17 protein-coding genes and 1 tRNA gene are annotated in these 19375 nt (G+C 68.2%); 9 read left to right on the top strand and 9 right to left on the bottom strand.

Annotation, left to right across the window (positions count from 1 at the left end):
- Positions 1-63: 63 nt before the first annotated feature.
- From AC3WPZ_RS14315 to AC3WPZ_RS14305, 3 genes are read left to right on the top strand one after another with little or no spacing between them, the layout of a single operon-like run.
- Positions 64-738, top strand: coding sequence for a response regulator transcription factor (locus AC3WPZ_RS14315; protein ID WP_382158829.1), 675 nt, complete (start codon positions 64-66; stop codon positions 736-738).
- Positions 739-794: 56 nt separating this feature from the next.
- Positions 795-2186 carry a sensor histidine kinase gene (locus AC3WPZ_RS14310; RefSeq protein WP_444687464.1) on the top strand — a complete coding sequence of 464 codons (1392 nt, stop codon included), beginning with the start codon at positions 795-797 and terminating at the stop codon, positions 2184-2186.
- Positions 2183-2641: an RNA-binding S4 domain-containing protein gene (locus tag AC3WPZ_RS14305; RefSeq protein WP_444686298.1), complete on the top strand. Its 459-nt coding sequence runs from the start codon at positions 2183-2185 to the stop codon at positions 2639-2641. Before AC3WPZ_RS14310 ends, AC3WPZ_RS14305 begins: the two co-directional genes overlap by 4 nt.
- Before the next feature lie 3 nt (positions 2642-2644).
- Here the strand turns inward: AC3WPZ_RS14305 and AC3WPZ_RS14300 are convergent, their stop codons facing one another.
- The 8 genes from AC3WPZ_RS14300 to cysS form a co-directional block, all read right to left on the bottom strand.
- A complete protein-coding gene (locus AC3WPZ_RS14300; protein WP_382158833.1) occupies positions 2645-3559 on the bottom strand; it encodes a DMT family transporter in 915 nt (304 codons plus the stop codon).
- Between the two features lie 28 nt (positions 3560-3587).
- Positions 3588-5339 (bottom strand): tetratricopeptide repeat protein, encoded by a 1752-nt coding sequence (locus AC3WPZ_RS14295; protein ID WP_492440205.1) that lies wholly within the window; start codon positions 5337-5339, stop codon positions 3588-3590.
- A gap of 121 nt (positions 5340-5460) precedes the next feature.
- Positions 5461-5553 (bottom strand) — tRNA-Ser (locus AC3WPZ_RS14290).
- Between the two features lie 53 nt (positions 5554-5606).
- A complete protein-coding gene (locus tag AC3WPZ_RS14285) occupies positions 5607-6887 on the bottom strand; it encodes an aspartate kinase (protein WP_492440203.1) in 1281 nt (426 codons plus the stop codon).
- Between the two features lie 92 nt (positions 6888-6979).
- Positions 6980-7870 carry a tRNA lysidine(34) synthetase TilS gene (gene tilS / locus AC3WPZ_RS14280; protein WP_492440228.1) on the bottom strand — a complete coding sequence of 297 codons (891 nt, stop codon included), beginning with the start codon at positions 7868-7870 and terminating at the stop codon, positions 6980-6982.
- Between the two features lie 91 nt (positions 7871-7961).
- Positions 7962-8948 carry an acetyl-CoA carboxylase carboxyltransferase subunit alpha gene (locus AC3WPZ_RS14275; protein ID WP_382324119.1) on the bottom strand — a complete coding sequence of 329 codons (987 nt, stop codon included), beginning with the start codon at positions 8946-8948 and terminating at the stop codon, positions 7962-7964.
- Between the two features lie 52 nt (positions 8949-9000).
- Positions 9001-9651 carry a DNA-3-methyladenine glycosylase family protein gene (locus AC3WPZ_RS14270; protein WP_382158841.1) on the bottom strand — a complete coding sequence of 217 codons (651 nt, stop codon included), beginning with the start codon at positions 9649-9651 and terminating at the stop codon, positions 9001-9003.
- Entirely contained in the window at positions 9651-11036 is a 1386-nt protein-coding gene (cysS, locus tag AC3WPZ_RS14265; protein WP_492440201.1) for a cysteine--tRNA ligase, read from the bottom strand. The genes AC3WPZ_RS14270 and cysS overlap by 1 nt, the downstream gene beginning before the upstream one ends.
- 341 nt (positions 11037-11377) lie before the next feature.
- Between cysS and AC3WPZ_RS14260 the strand changes: the two genes are divergently transcribed.
- The 6 genes from AC3WPZ_RS14260 (at position 11378) to AC3WPZ_RS14235 (ending at position 16712) form a co-directional block, all read left to right on the top strand.
- Entirely contained in the window at positions 11378-12397 is a 1020-nt protein-coding gene (locus AC3WPZ_RS14260) for a L,D-transpeptidase Cds6 family protein (protein ID WP_492440199.1), read from the top strand.
- An 83-nt stretch (positions 12398-12480) separates the two neighbouring features.
- Entirely contained in the window at positions 12481-13881 is a 1401-nt protein-coding gene (locus AC3WPZ_RS14255; RefSeq protein WP_492440197.1) for a L,D-transpeptidase family protein, read from the top strand.
- Complete coding sequence (locus AC3WPZ_RS14250) at positions 13881-14483, top strand: peptidylprolyl isomerase (RefSeq protein ID WP_291112228.1); 603 nt, start codon at positions 13881-13883, stop codon at positions 14481-14483. The genes AC3WPZ_RS14255 and AC3WPZ_RS14250 overlap by 1 nt, the downstream gene beginning before the upstream one ends.
- Before the next feature lie 2 nt (positions 14484-14485).
- The gene (locus tag AC3WPZ_RS14245) at positions 14486-14992 is read left to right on the top strand and encodes a peptidylprolyl isomerase (protein WP_492440195.1); all 507 of its coding nucleotides are present in this window, start codon (positions 14486-14488) and stop codon (positions 14990-14992) included.
- Between the two features lie 30 nt (positions 14993-15022).
- Positions 15023-15841 (top strand): UDP-2,3-diacylglucosamine diphosphatase, encoded by an 819-nt coding sequence (locus tag AC3WPZ_RS14240; RefSeq protein ID WP_492440193.1) that lies wholly within the window; start codon positions 15023-15025, stop codon positions 15839-15841.
- Between the two features lie 22 nt (positions 15842-15863).
- On the top strand, positions 15864-16712 hold the full coding sequence (locus AC3WPZ_RS14235; protein WP_382324107.1) for a M90 family metallopeptidase: 849 nt from the start codon (positions 15864-15866) through the stop codon (positions 16710-16712).
- Between the two features lie 3 nt (positions 16713-16715).
- Here the strand turns inward: AC3WPZ_RS14235 and AC3WPZ_RS14230 are convergent.
- Positions 16716-19375: DUF349 domain-containing protein (locus tag AC3WPZ_RS14230; protein WP_492440191.1), on the bottom strand; the 2660-nt coding region annotated here is incomplete at its 5' end.

Here is a 19375-nt window from a genome sequence, read left to right as displayed (position 1 = left end):
AACCCTAGGCCGGGCGCGGACGCGGACCGGCGGGTGTTCACCCCACGCCCATAATCGGAGGCCATGAAGCTGCTCCTGATCGAAGACAACGCCACGATGCAGACCACCTTGCGGCGCAGCTTCGAGCGGCGCGGCATGCAGGTGCTGGGTTGCGAAGACGGCGCCAGGGCCCTGGCGCTGTGGCAGGCCAGCCTGCCCGACGCGGTGCTGCTCGACCTGAGCCTGCCGGGCGTGGACGGGCTGGAGGTGTTGAGCCAGGCGCGCGCCGCCGGCCTGAGCACCCCGGTGATCGTGCTGACCGCGCGTGGCACGGTGGGCGACCGCATCCTCGGCCTGAACACGGGCGCCGACGACTACATGCCCAAGCCCTTCGACCTCGACGAACTCGAAGCCCGCGTGCGGGCCCTGGTGCGGCGCTCCAGCAACGCCGACCAGGCCGCGCGCGGGCCCGTGTGGTGCGGCATGCACGTGGAGAAAGACAGCGGCGCGGTCTACTTCGATGGCCGGCCGATGGAACTCGCCCCGCGCGAACTGGCGCTGCTGCAAGCCCTGCTCGGCAAGCCGGGCCACGCCATCGCCAAGGAGCGCCTGTTCGAGCTGGTGTTCCCGGGCGAGAGCCAGGTGCAGCCCGAGGCCATCGAGGTGGTGGCCTACCGCCTGCGCAAGAAGATCGCCCACACCGGCGCGCAACTGGTCACGCTGCGCGGCCTGGGTTATCTGCTGAAGGCCACGGCGTGAACCCCACCACCGAGACCCCACGCCCGCGCGCGGTGTCGCTGCGCCGCACACTGCTCATGGGCATCCTGCTGCCGGTGTTCGCGTTCGTGATCATCAACACCGTCGTGCTGTACCGGCAGGCCCTCGACGCCGCCGACACCGCCTACGACCGCACCCTGCTGGCCACCGCGAAGTCGCTCGGCGAACAGCTGCGGGTGACGGGCGCGGGCGACGAGGTGCGGGTCGAATCCACCCTGCTCTACTCGGCGCTCGAAGCCTTCGAGGCCGACAACCGCAGCCGCATCTTCTACCGCGTGAGCGGCCTCAAGGGCGAGATGGTCTCGGGCTTTCGCGACATGCCCGACTGGCGCCGCGACATCCCGCAGAAGAACCTCTACGCCGCCCTGGTCAACTTCTACGACGACGAATACCGCGGCGTGCCGGTGCGCATGGCGGTGCTGCTGCAACCAGTGTCCGGTGTGTACGAGCAGGGCATGGCCACCATCCAGGTGGCGGAAACGCTGGAGCTGCGCGAGACGCTGGCACGGCAGATCCTGCTCGACACGCTGTGGCGGCAGGCCGCGCTGGTGGTGGTGATTGCGCTCGTGGTGGTCTTCGTGGTGCAGCGCGCCACGCGCCCGGTGCGCGCGCTCAGCCAGGCGCTGGGCATGCGCAGCGAGAACGACCTCTCGCCGCTGTCCACCGAAGGCGCGCCGCGCGAGCTGCTGCCGCTGCTGGACGCCACCAACCAGCACATGCAACGGCTCTCGCACCTGCTGGAACACCAGAAGCGCTTCGTTCGCGACACCTCGCACCAGTTGCGCACGCCACTGGCGGTGCTCAAAACCCAGGTGCAGTCGGCGCGGCGCGGCGACGTCCCGCCCCAGCAGGCGCTGGAGGAGATCGGCCACACGGTCGAGCGCGCCACGGAACTGGCCAACCAGATGCTGGCGCTGGCCAAGGTGGAGCAGTTGCGCCAGGATGGCAAGCCGCCGGTGATCGACTGGTCCCAGGTGGTGCGCGCGGTGGCGCTGGACCTCTCGGCGCTGATTGCGGAGCGTTCGATCGACTTCTCGATCGACACCCAGGCCGCGCCGGTGCAGGCACACGAATGGGCCTTGCGCGAACTCAGCCGCAACCTGCTGCACAACGCGATCAAGAACACACCCGCGGGCTCCAGCCTGTCGGTGGTGCTGGTGGTGGACCTGCAAACCGCGGCGCTCACCGTGCGCGACGAGGGCCCGGGCATCTCGCCCGCGCTGCGCGAACGCCTGTTCCAGCCCTTCGTCACCGACCAGCAGCATGCGCCCGGCGTGTCGGGCTCCGGCCTGGGCCTGGCGATCTGCCGGGAAATCGTGCTGTCCCTGGACGGCCGCATCGAACTCAACAACCGCACCCACCAGGGCCAGGTCATCGGGCTGGAAGCGATCGTGCGCCTGCCCCTGGCCACACCTGCCAGCCACTCATGAAACCCGACACCGACGACGCCACCGACAAGGTCCGCCTGGACAAATGGCTCTGGGCCGCGCGCTTCTACAAGACCCGAAGCCTGAGCAGCGAAGCCATCGACAAAGGCCATGTGCGGCTCAACGGCCTGCCGGTCAAACCCTCGCGCGACGTGAAACCGGGCGACACCCTGGAGCTGCGCATCGGGCCGGACACGCGCACCGTGGTCGTGAAGGGCCTGAGCGGCGTTCGCGGCCCCGCGCCGGTGGCCGCCCTGCTCTACGAAGAAACCGCGGCCTCGCTCCTGCAGCGCAGCCAGGCCGCCGAGCAGCGGCGCCTGGCGCCCGAGCCGGCCCACAGCCTGCCGATGGGCCGCCCCACCAAACGCGACCGGCGCCAGATCGAGGACCTGCGCGACGCGCCGCCGCGCGGGGAATGGAACGAGCGCTGGAGCGCGTCGCTCGACGACGGGGAATAAGGCCTAGGCCTTGCGCAGGCCCAGCCACATCACCGTGGCCACCACCACCAGGCCGCCCACCACCTGCACGGCGGCGATGGACTGCCCCAGGATCGCCCAGGCCAGCACCAGCGCGAAGATGGGTTCGATGTTCATGATGGCCGAATTGCCCACCACCCCGAGCTTGGGCAGCACGGTGAACATGATGGTGAAAGCGGTGCCGTAGAGGAAGGTCAGGCCCAGCAAGCCCCACCAGCCCGTGGGCGCGGTGGGCAGGGACAGGCCGCCCTGCGCGGTGGCCGCGATCATCGCCATCACGGCGACGATGGCCATGGTGGTGGCCGTGCGCAGCCGGCCATCGAGTTCACTGGTTTCGTGCTGCGTCAACACCAGCGCCATGCCGAAGGTGGCGGCCGCGGCCAGCGCGAACGCCACGCCCACACCGATCTGTGCCCAATGGCCCGAAGCGCCCAGGCCCGATGCCGCGCCGAACACGTCGAGCGCGAGCGCCAGACCAAGGAGCATCACCGGCATGGCCTTCAGCACGCGCGGCTGCGGCCGCTGGCCGTAGACCAGGCGCGCCCAGAGCGCCGTCCACAAGGGGTAGGTGTTGAACGCGAGCAGCGCCAGCGCCACGGGCAGGCGCGCCACGGCGGCGTACAGGCACAGGCTTTGCACACCCACCAGCAGGCCGATCGCGGGCAAGGCCTTGCGATGCCGCGCCTGAAGGCGCATGGGCACGCGGTAGACCAGCAGGATGGCCGCGACCACCAACGCCGTCACGCTGCTGCGGAAGGCCACGGCCGTGGCCACGCTCACGCCGTGGTCGAACGCGAGCCGCGCGGCGACGTGGTTGGCGCCCATCATGAATGCGATGAGCAACAGGGTGGCGAAGGCGGCGCGGCTCAGGGCCGCAGGGGAATGGGCGGAGGACGTCATGCCTCGATTGTCGGTCAGGCCTTGCTTGCTATCGCAACTGCTGGCCGAACAGGTAGGTCATGTTGACCCGCCGGGCTTCGTAGCGGTCCACGAAGCGAATGGTGTCGGTCTCGTGGAACAGCGCCGAGTTGAACAGCACCGCGCGGTTGCAGCGGTGCGGCACCGTCACGCAACCCGCCTTGTGTTGCGCCAGGAACTCGTAGATGCGGGCACTGTCTGCGTTGTACTGCTCGAAGGTCCAGTCGGCCGGCGCCGGCACGTCGTAGACCTTGAGGCCGCCGCTCTCGGGATCGAGGTTGTGTTCGCTCGGTGCGATCCAGAAGTTCAGGTTGACCTTGGCGAAGTCGGCGTGCACGTTGATGCCACGCGTCACGGCCGGCTCGTACTTGAAACCCCAGAGCTGGGTCAGCAGGTAGTCCTTGAACACACGCGGCATGCGCTGCTTGAGCTCGCGCGCGAGCTGCAGGTGCAGCGGGCTGTTGAAGCCCCGGTTGGCGAAGGCCCCCAGGTAGCTGTTGGCGTACTCGCCGTGCCACACGCGCGAGGCGTGGGCAAAGTCCTGAAAGGCCTTGAGCGCCGGCTCGGACAGGAAGTGGTCGATGGTCAGGATTTCGGGCGTGCCCGCAAGGTAGGCCTCTTCCAGCGCGAGCCAGTCGTTCTCCGGGTTGAGCACGTCGGGCATGGCATCGGGCATGGCATGCAGCCAGGGCGTGGCCAGAAATTCCTGCAGGCTCGACAGCTCCTTGGCCGAGGCGCGCAGCGTGCCGCCGGGCGGCCAATCTTTCGCCTGTTGCAGCAGCGCGCTGCCGGTCTTGAGAAACGGCGCCAGGCCGGGCACAGCGTGGCCGTGCGCCTGCAGCCACTGCGCCTGCTGCACATCGTGTTTGAGGCGGAAGGCACTGAGCGCCAGACCCGCGTGCCGCAAGGCCGGCGCGCGGTACACGCTCTGCAGGAACACCTCGAGGCTCCTGCGGCCGGCGGCGATGACGCGGGGCGTGTCCACGCTGTCGCTGAGCACCGTGGCCGCCAGGTTGGTGTGCGCCTGGACCATGGCCGGATCCAGCGCGATGGCCTTCTCGCAACTGGCCACGGCCTCGGGGATGCGGCCCAGTTGCTTGAGCGCATTGCCGCGCTCCACCCAGGCCTGGGCGTTTTTCGGGTGCGCCTCGGTGGCGCGCTCGGCGCGGGCCAGGGCCTCGTCGTACCGGGCCAGTTCGTTGAGCGCGTTGCTGAGGTTGCACAGCACCACGGGGTTGTCGGGCTCGACCGCCAGCGCCCGCTCGTAGCTGCTCAGCGCCTCCGGCTGGCGCCCCAGGCGTTGCAACACATTGCCCTGGTTGCACAGCAGCGCGGTGTGCGCCGGATGGGCCTGCAAGGCCCGTTCGAAGCAGGCCAGGGCCTCGGGCAACTGCTGCAGCTTCTTGTGCAACAGACCGAGGTTGATCGCGATGTCCGCATCGTCGGGCAGCAGCGCCCGCGCCTGCTCATACGTGGCCAGCGCCTCGGTGTCGCGGCCCAGCTGCTGCAGCGTGAACGCCAGATTGTTCAGCGCATCGGCATTCTGCGGCGAGGACTGCACGGCACGGCCGAAATAGCCCGCTGCGCGTTCAGGATGGCCGGCCTGCGACTCCAGCAGGCCCAGGTGGTACAGCACCGCGAATTCGGTCGGGAACTGCTTGAGCACGCCTTCGTACAGCGAACGGGCCGCGTCCAGCAGGCCTTGCGAGTGGTAGTGCACCGCCAGCTGCATCTGCTGGGCGGGCGCGAGGGAAGCGTTCATCGCGGCTCCTTGACGATCAAAACGGCCACGGCCGCCACGCGGCGGGACGTGAAAAAGCCCCACGGCCATGGGCGGTGGGGCTTGGTGTTCAGAAGCCCGCGTCTGGGGCGCCTGGCATAACTGGCGGAGCGAGAGGGATTCGAACCCTCGATGAGGCTCTACACCCCATACTCCCTTAGCAGGGGAGCACCTTCGGCCACTCGGTCATCGCTCCGGAAGCTGCGTATTATGCCTCAACTCGGGAGGCATTTCCCTCTGGTGGAGGGTTCAACCGGTGATGGTGTCGGCGGTCTGGTCGAGATCGAACTCGCGGTGCAGCGAACGCACGGCCAGCTCCATGTATTTCTCGTCGATGACCACCGAGGTCTTGATCTCGGAGGTGGAGATCATCTGGATGTTGATGCCCTCCACGCTCAGGCACTTGAACATGCGGCTGGCCACGCCGACGTGGCTGCGCATGCCGATGCCGACGATGCTCACCTTGCAGATGCGTGCATCGCCCACCACCTCGGCCGCACCCAGCGCGGGCACGACCTTGGTCTTGAGCAGGTCCAGCGTCTTCTGGAATTCGTTGCGGTGCACCGTGAAGCTGAAGTCGGTCTTGCCGTCCTTGCTCAGGTTCTGGATGATCACATCGACCTCGATGTTGGCATCGGCCACAGCACCCAGGATCTGGTAGGCGATGCCGGGGGTGTCGGGCACGCCGAGCACCGAAATCTTGGCTTCGTCGCGGTTGAAGGCAATGCCGGAAACGACGGCTTGTTCCATGTCTTCGTCTTCCTCAAAAGTGATCAGGGTGCCGGAGGCGGCTTCTTCATTCAGGTCGATGTCCCAGGGCGTGAAGCTGGAGAGCACGCGCAAGGGCACTTTGTACTTGCCGGCGAATTCCACCGAACGGATCTGCAGCACCTTGCTGCCCATGCTGGCCATCTCCAGCATTTCCTCGAAGCTCACGCGCTGGAGGCGACGTGCTTCGGGCACCACGCGCGGGTCGGTCGTGTACACGCCGTCCACGTCGGTGTAGATCAGGCACTCGGCCGCCTTGAGCGCCGCGGCCACGGCCACGGCAGAGGTATCGCTGCCGCCACGGCCCAGCGTGGTGATGTGGCCTTCGGGGTCCACGCCCTGGAAACCGGTGACGATGACCACCTTGCTGGCGGCCAGGTCGGCGCGGATGCGCGCGTCGTCGATCGATTCGATGCGCGCCTTGGTGAAGGAGCTGTTGGTCTTGATCGGCACCTGCCAGCCGGCATAGCTCACCGAGCCTATGCCCTCGGCCTGCAGCGCGATCGCCAGCAGGGCCGACGAGGCCTGCTCGCCGGTGGCGGCGAGCATGTCGAGTTCGCGGTTGTAGGCGCTGTCGGTCTTGCCCGGGGCCAGCTCCTTGGCCAAGCCGAGCAGGCGGTTGGTTTCACCGCTCATGGCGCTGGGCACCACGACGAGCTGGTGGCCGGCACGGTGCCATTTGGCGACGCGTCGGGCCACATTGCGGATGCGCTCGGTCGACCCCATGGAGGTGCCGCCGTACTTGTGAACTATCAAGGCCATCGGGAGGGATTGGATTGGGTTGATTGCGGCCGCGAAACCGGTGTTCCACGCGGCATGCCAGGCCCCAAAGGGCCGTTCAGGGCAACCGGGAATTATATCGGCGCCACGAAACGCAGATCCCCACCCTCGCGAGTGACCAAGCCGCTGGCCACCTTGAGGCGGATGCGGTGGCCGCGCGTGGTACAGGCCGCGATCTGATCGAGCAGCTCGTCCAGCTGGGCCGCGCTGGCCGCCACATTCGCTTCGGCGCGCAACCAGTGGCGAAGCACGTTGGCCTGGCGGTCGCGCGACAGCGACTGCAGCCCCGCGATCGCGGGAGGCGTGCCCACCTGCGCGAGATCGATGCGGGCCAGGTCGTCGAGCAGCCGCTGCCCCTGGGCGGCGTGGGCCGCGCTGCGCGCGAGCATGGGCCGAAAGCCGGGAAAACAGGCCTCCCACGCGGGCATCAGCAGCGCACGGATGCGGTTGCGCGTGAAGCGCTGGTCGGCGTTGCTGGGATCGTCCACAAAGGCGTGACGAGCGGACGCCAGCCAGGCGCGCAAGGCGGTGGACGGCACGTCGAGCAAAGGCCGGCCAAACACCTGACCATGGCGCTCGAAGCGCTCGGCCATGGCGGCCAGCCCCGGCAGGCCCGCACCCCGGCTGAGCGCGAGCAGGACGGTTTCGGCCTGGTCGTCCGCGTGCTGGCCCAGCAGCACACAGGCTGCACCGGCCTCTTCGGCCATGCGCGCCAGGGCGGTGTAACGGGCTTGGCGGGCGGCGTCTTCCGGGCTATCGCCCGGCGCATGCGCAGCCCGCACACGCTCGGCGCGCAAGACGATGCCGTGCAGAGCGCAGAACGCCTGGGCGTGGTTCTGAAAGGAGTCGGCCGCCGCCTGCAAGCCGTGATTCACATGCAAGGCGATCACCTGGCCCGGCCAACGCCGATGCGCCGCAAGCAACAAGGCCGTGGAATCGGCACCGGCACTGAAGGCCACCGCCATGGGCCCGGCTGGCTGCAGGAAGCCCCAGCGCTCGCACCACGCGGCCAACGCCCGATCGCAGGGGTTGGCCGGGGTTGGCGAGGCATTCACCTCAGCGCTTGTCCTTGCTCTCGGCCTTGGTGTCGGTGAAGCGGCCGTAGCTGTTGAGGCGCGCGTAGCGCCGATCGAGCAGCTCCTTGGCCTTGAGGTCCGTCACCTGGCGCCAGGCGTCGCCCAGGGCGCGCTTGAGGAAGGCGGCCATCTGCTTGTGGTCGCGGTGCGCGCCACCCACGGGCTCGTTGACGATCTTGTCCACCAGGCCCAGAGCCTTGAGGCGGTGCGCGGTGATGCCCAGGGCATCGGCGGCATCGCTGGCGCGGTCGCTGGTCTTCCAGAGGATGGAGGCGCAACCTTCGGGGCTGATGACCGAGTACACCGAGTACTGCAGCATGAGCACCTGGTCGGCCACCGAAATGGCCAGCGCGCCGCCGGAACCGCCTTCACCAATGATGGTGGAGATGATGGGCACTTCCAGCTGCGCCATCTCGAAGATGTTGCGGCCGATCGCTTCGGACTGGCCGCGCTCTTCGGCATCGATGCCGGGGTAGGCGCCGGGCGTGTCCACGAAGGTGAAGACCGGCAGCTTGAACTTCTCGGCCAGTTTCATCAGGCGCAGGGCCTTGCGATAGCCTTCGGGCTTGGTCATGCCGAAGTTGCGCAGGCCGCGCTCTTTCGTGTCGCGCCCCTTCTGGTGGCCCAGCACCATGCAGGGCTGGCCATTGAAGCGCGCCAGACCACCCACGATGCTCAGGTCGTCCGAGAAGTGCCGATCGCCATGCAACTCCTGGAAGTGCGTGAAGATCTCGCGCACGTAGTCCAGCGTATAGGGGCGGTCGGCGTGGCGGGCGATCTTGGTGATCTGCCACGGCGTGAGGTTGCTGTAGATGTCCTTGGTGAGCTGCAGGCTCTTGCCAGCCAGCTGTTCAATCTCTTCGGAGATGTCCACCGCGGATTCGGTCTGCACATAACGCAGTTCTTCGATCTTGGTTTCGAGCTCGGCAATCGGTTGCTCGAAATCGAGAAAATTCTTTTTGGCCAAGGTGTGCTCCTTTGGTCTTGTTTGCCACGACGTCCCGGCGAAGCCGGTGCGCTCAGTAACTGACCGGCAGCGGATCGAGCGACCGCCAAATATACCAAGTTGCCACGCTGCAGAACGGTGCCCAGGAGTTCGCCACCTCCCGGATCTCGCTGCGGCTGACCGGTTCACCCGAAAAATACGCCAGGCTGATGCCATTCTGCAAACCAAGGTCGTCCAGGGGTAGTACGTTGGGCCGCATCAGGTGGAAGATCAGGAACATCTCGGCCGTCCATCGGCCAATGCCACGAATGGCCACCAGCTCGGCAATGATGGCCTCGTCGTCCATGTCGGCCCATTGGCTGACGTGGACTTGGTCGTTGGCGAAGTGCAGGGCAAGGTCCACCAGGTACTCGACCTTGCGGGCCGACAGGCCGGCCGCGCGCATGTCGTCCACCTTCAGCTTGAGCACCTGGGCGGGCACCATCTTCCGTGGCAATTGCTCGAAACGGTCCCAGACCGACTGGGCCGCCTTCACCGAGATCTGCTGGCCGACGATGCTGCGCGCCAGCGTGACGAAGGCATCTCCGCGCGACTGCAGGCAGGCACCCCCATGCTGGGGGATCAGCTTCTTCATCACCCGGTCGCGCTTCATGAGATGGCGACAGGCATCCACCCAATAGCCGGGCGCCTCCGTGTTGAGCTCGGGCAGGACGGTGGTGGCCATCAGTTGCGCTCCCAGGTGGTGCCCGCGGGGCTGTCCTTGAGCACGATGCCCTGGTCCAGCAGCTGCTGCCGGATGCGATCGGCCCCAGCGAAATCCTTGGCCTGCTTGGCCGCGCTGCGTTGGGCGATCAGGTCCAGAATGGCCGCCTCGTCCAGCCCGCCTTCGGCCCCACCGCCCTGCAGGTAGGTGGCCGGGTCGGCCTGCAGCAGGCCCAGCGTGCCGCCCAGGGCGCGCAGCAGCCCGGCCAATGCCGCGTCCTTGCTCCGGTTGACTTCACCCGCCAGTTCGAACAACACGGCAACGGCCTCGGGCGTGCCGAAGTCCTCGTCCATGGCCGCGCGGAAGCGCTGAGCGTGCGGTTGGGACCAGTCGATCTGCGTCGAAGCCGCCGGCGGCACGTGCGACAGCGCGGTGTACAGGCGCTTGAGCGCACCCCGGGCGTCGTCCAGGTGGGCATCGCTGTAGTTCAACGCGCTGCGGTAGTGCGCCCGCAGGATGAAGAAGCGCACGGTCTCGGGGTCGTACTTCGCCAGCACCTCGCGGATGGTGAAGAAGTTGCCCAGGCTCTTGGACATCTTCTCGTTGTCGACCCGCACGAAGCCGTTGTGCACCCAGAAGCGCGCCAGCGGTTTGCCGGTGGCGCCTTCGCTCTGCGCGATCTCGTTCTCGTGGTGCGGGAACTGCAGGTCGGCACCACCGCCGTGGATGTCGAAGGTCTCGCCCAGGGTGCTGCAGCTCATGGCCGAGCACTCGATGTGCCAGCCCGGCCGGCCCGCGCCATAGGCGCTGTCCCACCTGGCTTCGGCTGGTTCGTCGGGTTTGGCCGATTTCCAGAGCACGAAGTCCAGCGGGTCGTTCTTGTCGCTGTCCACCGCCACGCGCTCGCCCGCGCGCAGGTCGTCGAGCGATTTGCCGGAGAGCTTGCCGTAGCCAGGGAACTTGCGCACCGCGTAGTTCACATCACCGTTGTCGGCCTGGTACGCCAGGCCCTTGCGTTGCAAGGTGTTGATCAGCGACAGCATCTGCGGCACGTACTCGGTGGCCCGGGGTTCGAGGCTGGGCGGTTCAATGCCCAGTGCGCCGATGTCCTGGTGCATGGCGGCGGTCATCTCGTCGGTCAACGCGCGCAGCGTGATGCCGCGCTCGAGCGCGCGCTTGATGATCTTGTCGTCGATGTCGGTGATGTTGCGCACGTAGGTGACGCGCAGGCCGCTGACCTTGAGCCAGCGCTGCACCACATCGAAGGCCATCATCATGCGGGCATGGCCGATGTGACACAGGTCGTAGATCGTCATGCCGCAGACGTACATGCGCACATGCCCAGGCTCAATGGGCTGGAAGTCCTCCAGTCGGCGCGACAAGGTGTTGTAGATTTTCAGGGTCATGGAACGGGAACGGGAACGGGATTCCGGATGGCAGCCGGAGGGTGAAAAACGGGGCTTCCACAGGCCGTGCGTGGCACCATCCGAAGAGCGGGCCCGTCGGCGTTCCATGCGGTCTGGCGCAACCGTCGGAACGGGACCCCTCAGATACAATCCATCGGTGTCAGTATATCCAGCCCGGTGGCACTCCACAGCACGCCGCCGGGCATTCGATCAACGTGTCACTGGCCCCTTCATGAGAGGGAGCCCAGGTTTGTTTTCGAGGTGCCATGTCTCGCCACGTTCCATCACACCCCCACTGCAGCGGCCCATCCTCCCCCATCATCACCAGAAACGGTTTTTCCATGCGACTGCGCCAACTGGCCCTCGTGGCCCTGACCGCCGCCAGCCTCGGCACCTCGCTGGCCTGGGCGCAAGGCGACGACTATGCCGAGGTCAACCGGCTGGTGCGCGCCGGCCAGCTCAACGAAGCCATGGTCAAGGTGGACCAATACCTGGTGGGCAAGCCACGCGATCCGCAGATGCGTTTCCTCAAGGGTGTGATCCAGACCGAGAGCGGCAAGTCGACGGATGCAATTGCCACCTTCGCCAAGCTCACGGAAGACTACCCGGAGCTGCCCGAGCCCTACAACAACCTGGCTGTGCTCTATGCCGGCCAGAGCCAGTTCGACAAGGCCCGCGCCGCGCTCGAAATGGCGATCCGCACCAACCCGAGCTACGCCACCGCCCACGAAAACCTGGGCGACGTCTATGCCAAGCTGGCCAGCCAGGCCTACAGCAAGGCGCTGCAACTCGATTCGAACAACCCCGCTGTCGCACCCAAGCTGAGCCTGATCCGCAACCTGTTCGCGGCCGATCCGCGCGGTGCCCGCCCGGCCACCTCTGTCGCCGCCGCGCCCCCGACGGCCGCACCGGCTCCATCGGCTCCGGTGGCCACACCTCCCGCCGCGAAGCCTCCCGTCGCGGCTGCGCCGGCCCCTGCGGCGCCCGCCGCTCCGGCAGCGCCCGCCCCAGCCGCCGCCGATGCCCAGGTTGACGTGGAAGCGGCTGTGGCCGCCTGGGCCAAGGCTTGGTCCTCGAAGAACGTGTCCGCCTACCTGGGAGCCTACGGCCCGGCGTTCACGCCACCGGGCGGCCAGTCGCGCGCCGCCTGGGAGGCCGAGCGCCGCTCGCGCATCGAACCCCGCTCGCGCATCGGCGTCGGCATCAACGACCTCAACGTCACGGTCAACGGCGACCGCGCTTCGGTGCGCTTTCGCCAGGACTACACCTCCGACAACCTGAACGTCACCAGCCGCAAGACGCTGGATCTGGTCAAAAGCGGCAACCGCTGGCTGATCGTTCGGGAATCCACGGGCTCTTGATGGTCAGTCGGCGGTTCGCGCAACGGGGCCATGCCAGCCTCACGACCGAGCTGCTGGGGCCGGGGCCGAACAACGCTCAACGCGTGACACCGAGACATCGCACGCTCGTGGTCGCCACGGCCGTGGCGGTGGCCGCCCTGCTCGCTCTGTCGCTGCACAAGCGCCAGACGGCCGACGCCAACACCGTCGCCGAGCCGGTCAGCGAGGCCCCTGCCGTCTCACTGATCAACAGCGCCCTCACCCGCGTGCAGGATGCCGTTCAGGGAACGGCCAGTCCGCCCTCCTCGGGTCTGACGCCCGTGAGCCTCACAGGCGAACAGCTCCAGCACGTCAAACCCATGATGGGCCGGGCCGAGGCCCGTCTGATCGAGATCTACCAGCTCATCGGGAACGCGCAACACCGCGAGGCCCTGAAACAGGCCGAGAGCCTGGTGCGCGACCACCCCAATTTCCAGCTGGCCCACCTTGTGCACGGCGACCTGCTCAGCCAGCAGACCCGCCCGGTGCGCCGGCTCGGCGACGTGCCCGACACGCAGGCCTTGGCCGCGTCGGCACAGCTCAGCGCCCTGCGCGAGGAGTCGCGCCGCCGGCTGCTGGCGCTGACCGAGCGCCCGCCCGAAGGGGCCGTGCCGACGCAATTCCTCACCCTCGCCCCCCAGAGCCGCCACGCGATCGCGATCGACGCCTCGCGCTCCCGCCTCTACCTGTTCGAAAACCTGAACCCGGCCCGTGGCAGCGCCAGCGAAGCCGATCGTGCGCCGCGCCTGAAGCTGCTGGGCGATTTCTACATCTCGGTCGGCCTCTCGGGCATCGAGAAGACCGCGGAGGGCGACAAGCGCACCCCCCTGGGCGTCTACTACATCACCAGCACCCTCAACCCGGCGGACCTGCCCGACCTGTATGGCGTGGGTGCCCTGCCGATCAACTACCCCAATGCGCTCGATGTGCAGCGCGGCAAGACCGGCAGCGGCATCTGGCTGCACGGCACGCCCACCGAGCAGTTCGTGCGCGCGCCGCAAGCGTCCGACGGCTGCGTGGTGCTGTCCAACCCCGACCTGCAGCGCCTGCTGGGCACGGTGCAGATCCGCACCACGCCGGTGGTGATTGCGCCCTCGCTGCAATGGGTGCAGCCCGAAACCCTCGCCAGCGACCGAACGCAGTTCGAAGCCGTGCTCGAAGCCTGGCGGCAGACCCGCAGTGCGGGCCACCTCGCCGAACTCAAAACGTTTTATTCCAACCGGTTCATGAACCAGGGCCGCGATCTGGCCCAATGGTGGCCCCGCGTCGAAAGCGAGCTGCGGGCCAATGGCTCGCGCGAGCTGCAGATGAAAGACCTGTCGGTGCTGCGCTGGCGCGACCAGGACGACACCATGGTCGTCACCTTCGGTGAAGTGGCCGCAGGCCAGAGCCGGGGAGTGACCAAGCGCCAGTACTGGGTGCGCGAGCAAGACCGCTGGACCATCTTTTTTGAAGGAACGATCTGATGACACTGTCCTCTTTGCCCCTGCGCCGACGCGCGGCCCTCTGGCTCACGGCCCTGGCGGCCGGCGCCGCCCTGCTGCCTCTGGCCGCCCAGGCCCAGGCCACCGCCGCGCCCCGCGTGAAACTGGCCACATCCCAGGGCGACATCGTGGTCGAGCTGTACCCCGACAAGGCCCCGAAAACGGTGGAGAACTTCCTGCAGTACGTGCGCGACCAGCACTACGACGGCACGGTGTTCCACCGCGTGATGAGCAACTTCATGATCCAGGGCGGCGGTTTCACGCCCGACCTGCAGCAAAAGCCCACCAAGGCGCCGATTCCGCTGGAAGCCACCAACGGCCTGAAGAACGACCGCGGTGCCATCGCGATGGCACGCACCTCCAACCCCAATTCGGCCACGTCGCAGTTCTTCATCAACACCGTGAACAACCCGAACCTGAACGCCCCCAGCCCCGACGGCTACGGTTACACCGTCTTCGGCAAGGTCGTGGCGGGGCTGGATGTCGTGGACAAGATCCGCGCCGTGCCCGTCGGCGACCAGGGCATGCACCAGAACGTGCCCAAAACCCCCATCACCATCCTCAAAGCCACCCTGGAGAAATGACCATGGCCAACCCCCAAGTCGAACTGCACATTGCCGGATACGGCGTCGTCACGCTGGAACTCGACGCTGAAAAAGCACCGCTGTCCACCAGCAACTTCCTGGCCTATGTGAACAAGGGCCACTACAACAACACCGTGTTCCACCGCGTCATCCCCGGCTTCATGGTGCAAGGCGGCGGCTTCGAACCCGGCATGACCCAGAAGCCCACCGACGCCCCCGTTTCCAACGAGGCCAACAACGGCCTGAAGAACGACACCTACACCGTGGCCATGGCGCGCACCAGCGACCCGCACTCGGCCACCGCGCAGTTCTTCATCAACGTGTCGAACAACGGCTTCCTGAACCACACCGCGCCCAGCGCACAGGGCTGGGGCTACGCCGTCTTCGGCAAGGTGGTCTCGGGCAGCGAGATCGTGAAGAAGATCGAGGGCACGCCCACCGGCCGCAAGGGCTTCCACGACGACGTGCCCAAGGACGACGTCGTGATCGAAAAGGCCGTCGCGCTCTGATCGCCAGGGGCGGCAACGCCCCTGCTCCGCATGACCGCCCAACCCGTCGACCGCTTCGCCGAATGCATCGCTCCCGCGAACTGGCAAGCGGTCGATGTCATTTCAGACCTGCATCTGCAGGCCGGTGAGCCCGAGACCTTCGAGGCGTGGGCCGCCTACCTGCGCCGCCCCGCGCACGAGCGCGCCGACGCGCTGTTCATCCTGGGCGATCTGTTCGAGGTGTGGGTCGGCGACGACGTGCTCTCCACCCACACATCCCCGTCGGCCGATCACGCGTTCTGGCGCGCCTGTGCCGAGGCCTTGCAGGCCTACAGCGCGCACGCACCGGTCTACTTCATGCGCGGCAACCGCGACTTCCTCCTGGGACCGGCCGGACTCGACGCCTGCGGCATGCAAGGCCTGAGCGATCCCACCGTGCTGGTCTTTCTGGACCAGCGCTGGCTGCTCAGCCATGGCGACGCCCTGTGCCTGGCCGACACCGACTACATGCGCTTTCGTGCCGAGGTGCGCGAGCCCGCCTGGCAACACCGCTTTCTGGCACAACCCCTGGCCCAACGCGAAGCGATCGCGCGCGAGCTGCGCGCCCAGAGCGAGGCGCGCAAGCGCAGCACCGGCAACGACCCCAGCCTCTGGGCCGACGTGGACACCCAGGCCGCCAAGGCCTGGCTGCGGCACGCCGAGGCCCACACGCTGATCCATGGCCACACGCACCGGCCCGCGACCCACGACCTGGGTGACGGCCTTCAACGCGTCGTGCTCAGCGACTGGGAGCTGAGCGCGCGGCCGGCCCGCGCCGAGGTGTTGCGGCTGGACGCGAAGGGCCTGCACCGCCGGCCCTTGCGACCCTGAGCCACCGCCGCCTTCCTCCTCCATGATCCACCTGCTCCAACGCTGGCTGCCCCGCGCGCTGCGCCGCCCCACCTCCATCCCGGATGCCCTTTGGCGCCAGACCGTGGCGCACCACCCCTTTCTGGCGGCACTCGATGGGCCCGAGCTGCAGCGCCTTCGCCTGCTCTGCACGCACTTCCTGATGGAGAAGGAGTTCCACGGCGCCAACGGCCTGGCCGTGACGGACGCCATGGCGCTGGCCATCGCGGCGCAGGCCTGCCTGCCGCTGCTCCACATGCATGGCGTGTCAGGCGAACCGGTGCGCGACCCGCTCAAGCTGTTGGACTGGTACGGCGACTTCGTCGGCATCGTCGTGCAACCCGGCGCCGTGGTGGCGCGGCGCAAGACCACCGACGGCGCGGGCGTGGTGCACCATTACGACGAGGTCCTGGCCGGTGAAGCCATGGACCGGGGCCCCCTCATGCTCAGCTGGGAGGACGTGGCCCACGCTGGGGAGCGCGCGCAACACGGACACAACGTGGTGATCCACGAGTTCGTGCACAAGATGGACATGCACGACATGCAGATGGGCGAAGCGCCCGACGGGGCCCCGCCCCTCCCCTCGGGCTTCCTGGGTGCGCGCCAGCGCAGCGAGGCGCGCGCGATCTGGCAACGCACCATGCAGGACAGCTTCGAGCGTTTTCGCGAAGCGGTGGCCATGGCCGAGCGCTTCGGCGGCGAGCCGCCCTGGCTGGACGACTACGCCGCGAAGGACGCGGCCGAGTTCTTCGCCGTGACCTGCGAGGCCTACTTCGTCAACCGGCCACGTTTCGAGACCGAGTTCCCCGAGCTGATGCCGCTGTACGACGGCTTCTTCCGCCCGGGGCGTTGACGCTCAACGCTTGAGGAGCGCCTTCAGCACGTTCTGCAGGCGGCGCTCTGCCGTGGCATCGAAGCTCGAGCCCAACACCGCGGCCACATCCTCCGCCCAGGTGTCGACCGGTGCGGCGGCGTGGCGGCGCGTGAGCAATTGCAGTTGCAACATGCGGCGCTCGCTCAGGTGCTCGGCCGGCGTGGGCACTTCGGCGGCCATTTCCAGGCGCAGCAAGGTTTCACCCGGCAAGGGGGCCGCCGGCTTGGACACCGCAGACGCCCACGCACCGCGCTGGGCCGTGCTCACCCGCGGGCCCAGGGCCTGCGCGGTGGGCAGTTGCTCGGCATCGCGCTGCTGCCAGGCCGTCATGAGCTGCGTGAGCACCTCGCCGTGGGCCTGGGCCGCGAGCTTGCGCAGGCTGGACTGAGCCGCCTCGATCGCCTGGCGCTGCGCGCGGAACGCCGCATCGCCCAGCCTTGGGCCGCGCGGCTCGCGCTCTTCACGCCAGGACGGTGCGCCCGGTCCACGGGCATCGCGTCCACCGCGCGCATCGGGGCGACCCGGTGCACCGTCGCGCCGCCCCTCCGGGCGATCGCCGCGGCGACCATCGCGGCCGGCCGGCTCGGCTTTCTTCATACCGGGTCGGTCGTCACCCCGCACCGCCACCAGCTTCTTCGGCGGCGCGGCGGGTTTGGCAGGTGCAGGTGCCGTCGGCGCCGAGGCCTCGGCCTCCTCGGTGGCGGAGGCCTCTTCTGCGGCATCGGCAGGCGCCGCTTCGGCAGCGGATGCGGCTGGCTCGACGGATGCCGGCGCGGCCACAGTTGCTGGCGCAGGCGCGGGGGCCTGACCCGCCAGGGCCGCTTCCAGCTCGTTCATGGCCGCGCGGATGCGCTGCGCGTCGCCACTGGCGCTCGCCGCTTCCAGCGCGCGCGAGGCGTCAAGCACGCGCTGGTCATGTGCGTTCAGGGCCGTGGCGGCCTTCTCACGCTCGGTGCTCTTGCGGGCGAAGGCCTCGTCGATCGGCTGGCGGAAGGCTTCCCACAGTTTCTGTTCGTGCTTGCGCTCCAGCGGCACGGCATGGGCTTCGGCCTGCCAACGTTGCTGCAGGGCCTTGACCGCATCGATGCGCAGCATGGGCGCCGCGCCCAGCGCGGTGGCTTCTTCGATCAGCGCCTTGCGCCGCGCGGTGCTCTCGGCCTGCGCCGTCTCCAGTCGCTCGTGCGCCTTGTGCATGGCGTCTTTCCAGACCGGCTGGATGTCGGCAAACGCCTTCTCGCTCAGGTGGCCGGCTTCGCGCCAGCGCTCGGAGAACGCATGCAGTTCACGCACCTGAGCTTTCCAGTCGCTGCTGTCGGCATGCGCCAGCGTCCAGGCCTTGAGTTCTTCGATGATGGCCAGGCGCTGCGCCTTGTGCGCCTCGCTCTGCTGGCGCACCTGCGCCAGCCAGGTCTCGACCACCTTGTGCGCCTCGGTGCAGGCTTCGTCGAAGCGCTTCCACAGCGCATGGTTGGGTTGGCCGCCCTGATCGGTGGTCTTCCACTGGTCGCGCAGGCTGCGCAGGGTTTCCTGCATCTTGCGCCCGCCCAGGCGTTGGCCCTCGGGGGCTTGCAGCAAGGCCTCTGCCTTGGCCACGAGTTCTTCGCGCAGCTGGTCGGCGCGCCAACGCTGCCAGCCTTCGAGTTCACCGGCCTGCCCCAAAGCCGCCTGGGCGCGCGCATCAAGCGCGGCCGGGACCAGCCGGCCATGGCTCTTGAGCAGGCCGCGCACGTCGGCCGCCGCCTTGGGTGTGGCCTTGCCGTGCCCTTCGGCGAGCTCGCGCTCGAGCACGCTCAGCGCCTGTTCGAGTTCGGCCGCCACGCGGGCGCGTTTTTCCTGCTGGGCCTGCGTGTCCTGCGGTGCCTTGTCGGCCGGGGCGCTCACGTCCTGGCCCCGCGCGGCGCGCAACTCGTCGGCCCAAACAGGCACGGCGGGCAATGGCGCCTGGGGGTTGGCATCGGCCGCCACGGTCTGGGTCAGTGCGGCTTCGAAGGCATCCCACACGAGTTGCAGCTGCTGGCGCGAGGCGTCGAGCATGGGCGGGAACTTCACATCCACGCTGGGCCATTGGGGGTCTTGCGCCAAGGCGCTCGCCTGTTGCTGCCACTGGGCCACATCGGTGCGCAGCGTCTCGGCAATCTGCTGGGCGTCGCGCCAGGGTTTGGTGGACAGCACCTCGATGCGCTGCGCGATCAGCACGGCGGCCTCACGTTCGACCTGCACCCGGTGCTGCAGATCTTCGATGGCCTTGACGCGCTCGGCCAGCGCCTGGCGCAAGGTGGCCAGCGGCTCGCGCGACAGCGGTGCGCCTGCGCGTGCCGCATCGCGTTGCCAGGCCAGTGCGTCGGCCAGGTTCAGGCGCGGCTGGTCGATCAGGCCCTGGGCCTTCTGCGCCCACTCCACCGACATCTGCTCCTGCGACTTCTGGCGCTTGAGTTCGTCGAGCTTTTCCTTCAAGGGCTTGGCCGCTCCGCGGTCGCGGTGCGAGAGCTCCTTGAACACTTCGTTCATCTGCTCGAGCGCGGGACCGGTGGCCAGCCAGTCGCGGATGCGCGCAGCGCGCTCACCCGACGTCGGCGCGGAGAACGCACCACCGGTGACGGCATCCAGGGGGTGGGCGGCGTTGGGGCTGGCCGGCTTGGGGG

This window comes from Hydrogenophaga sp. FW305-3-2-15-A-LB1, from assembly GCF_058787875.1.
The sequence above is the reverse complement of the archived record's forward strand: the minus strand, read 5'-3'. Positions and strand labels throughout refer to the sequence as shown.

Bases quoted from the DNA above. Each gene is read 5' to 3' on its own strand.
- AC3WPZ_RS14305 (WP_444686298.1), top strand. From the start codon at position 2,183: ATGAAACCCGACACCGACGACGCCACCGACAAGGTCCGCCTGGACAAA.
- AC3WPZ_RS14260 (WP_492440199.1), top strand. From the start codon at position 11,378: ATGCGACTGCGCCAACTGGCCCTCGTGGCCCTGACCGCCGCCAGCCTC.
- AC3WPZ_RS14240 (WP_492440193.1), top strand. From the start codon at position 15,023: ATGACCGCCCAACCCGTCGACCGCTTCGCCGAATGCATCGCTCCCGCG.
- AC3WPZ_RS14295 (WP_492440205.1), bottom strand. From the start codon at position 5,339: ATGAACGCTTCCCTCGCGCCCGCCCAGCAGATGCAGCTGGCGGTGCAC.
- AC3WPZ_RS14300 (WP_382158833.1), bottom strand. From the start codon at position 3,559: ATGACGTCCTCCGCCCATTCCCCTGCGGCCCTGAGCCGCGCCGCCTTC.
- AC3WPZ_RS14245 (WP_492440195.1), top strand. From the start codon at position 14,486: ATGGCCAACCCCCAAGTCGAACTGCACATTGCCGGATACGGCGTCGTC.
- AC3WPZ_RS14235 (WP_382324107.1), top strand. From the start codon at position 15,864: ATGATCCACCTGCTCCAACGCTGGCTGCCCCGCGCGCTGCGCCGCCCC.
- cysS (WP_492440201.1), bottom strand. From the start codon at position 11,036: ATGACCCTGAAAATCTACAACACCTTGTCGCGCCGACTGGAGGACTTC.
- AC3WPZ_RS14310 (WP_444687464.1), top strand. From the start codon at position 795: ATGGGCATCCTGCTGCCGGTGTTCGCGTTCGTGATCATCAACACCGTC.
- AC3WPZ_RS14270 (WP_382158841.1), bottom strand. From the start codon at position 9,651: ATGGCCACCACCGTCCTGCCCGAGCTCAACACGGAGGCGCCCGGCTAT.
- AC3WPZ_RS14285 (WP_492440203.1), bottom strand. From the start codon at position 6,887: ATGGCCTTGATAGTTCACAAGTACGGCGGCACCTCCATGGGGTCGACC.
- AC3WPZ_RS14315 (WP_382158829.1), top strand. From the start codon at position 64: ATGAAGCTGCTCCTGATCGAAGACAACGCCACGATGCAGACCACCTTG.
- tilS (WP_492440228.1), bottom strand. From the start codon at position 7,870: ATGGCGGTGGCCTTCAGTGCCGGTGCCGATTCCACGGCCTTGTTGCTT.
- AC3WPZ_RS14250 (WP_291112228.1), top strand. From the start codon at position 13,881: ATGACACTGTCCTCTTTGCCCCTGCGCCGACGCGCGGCCCTCTGGCTC.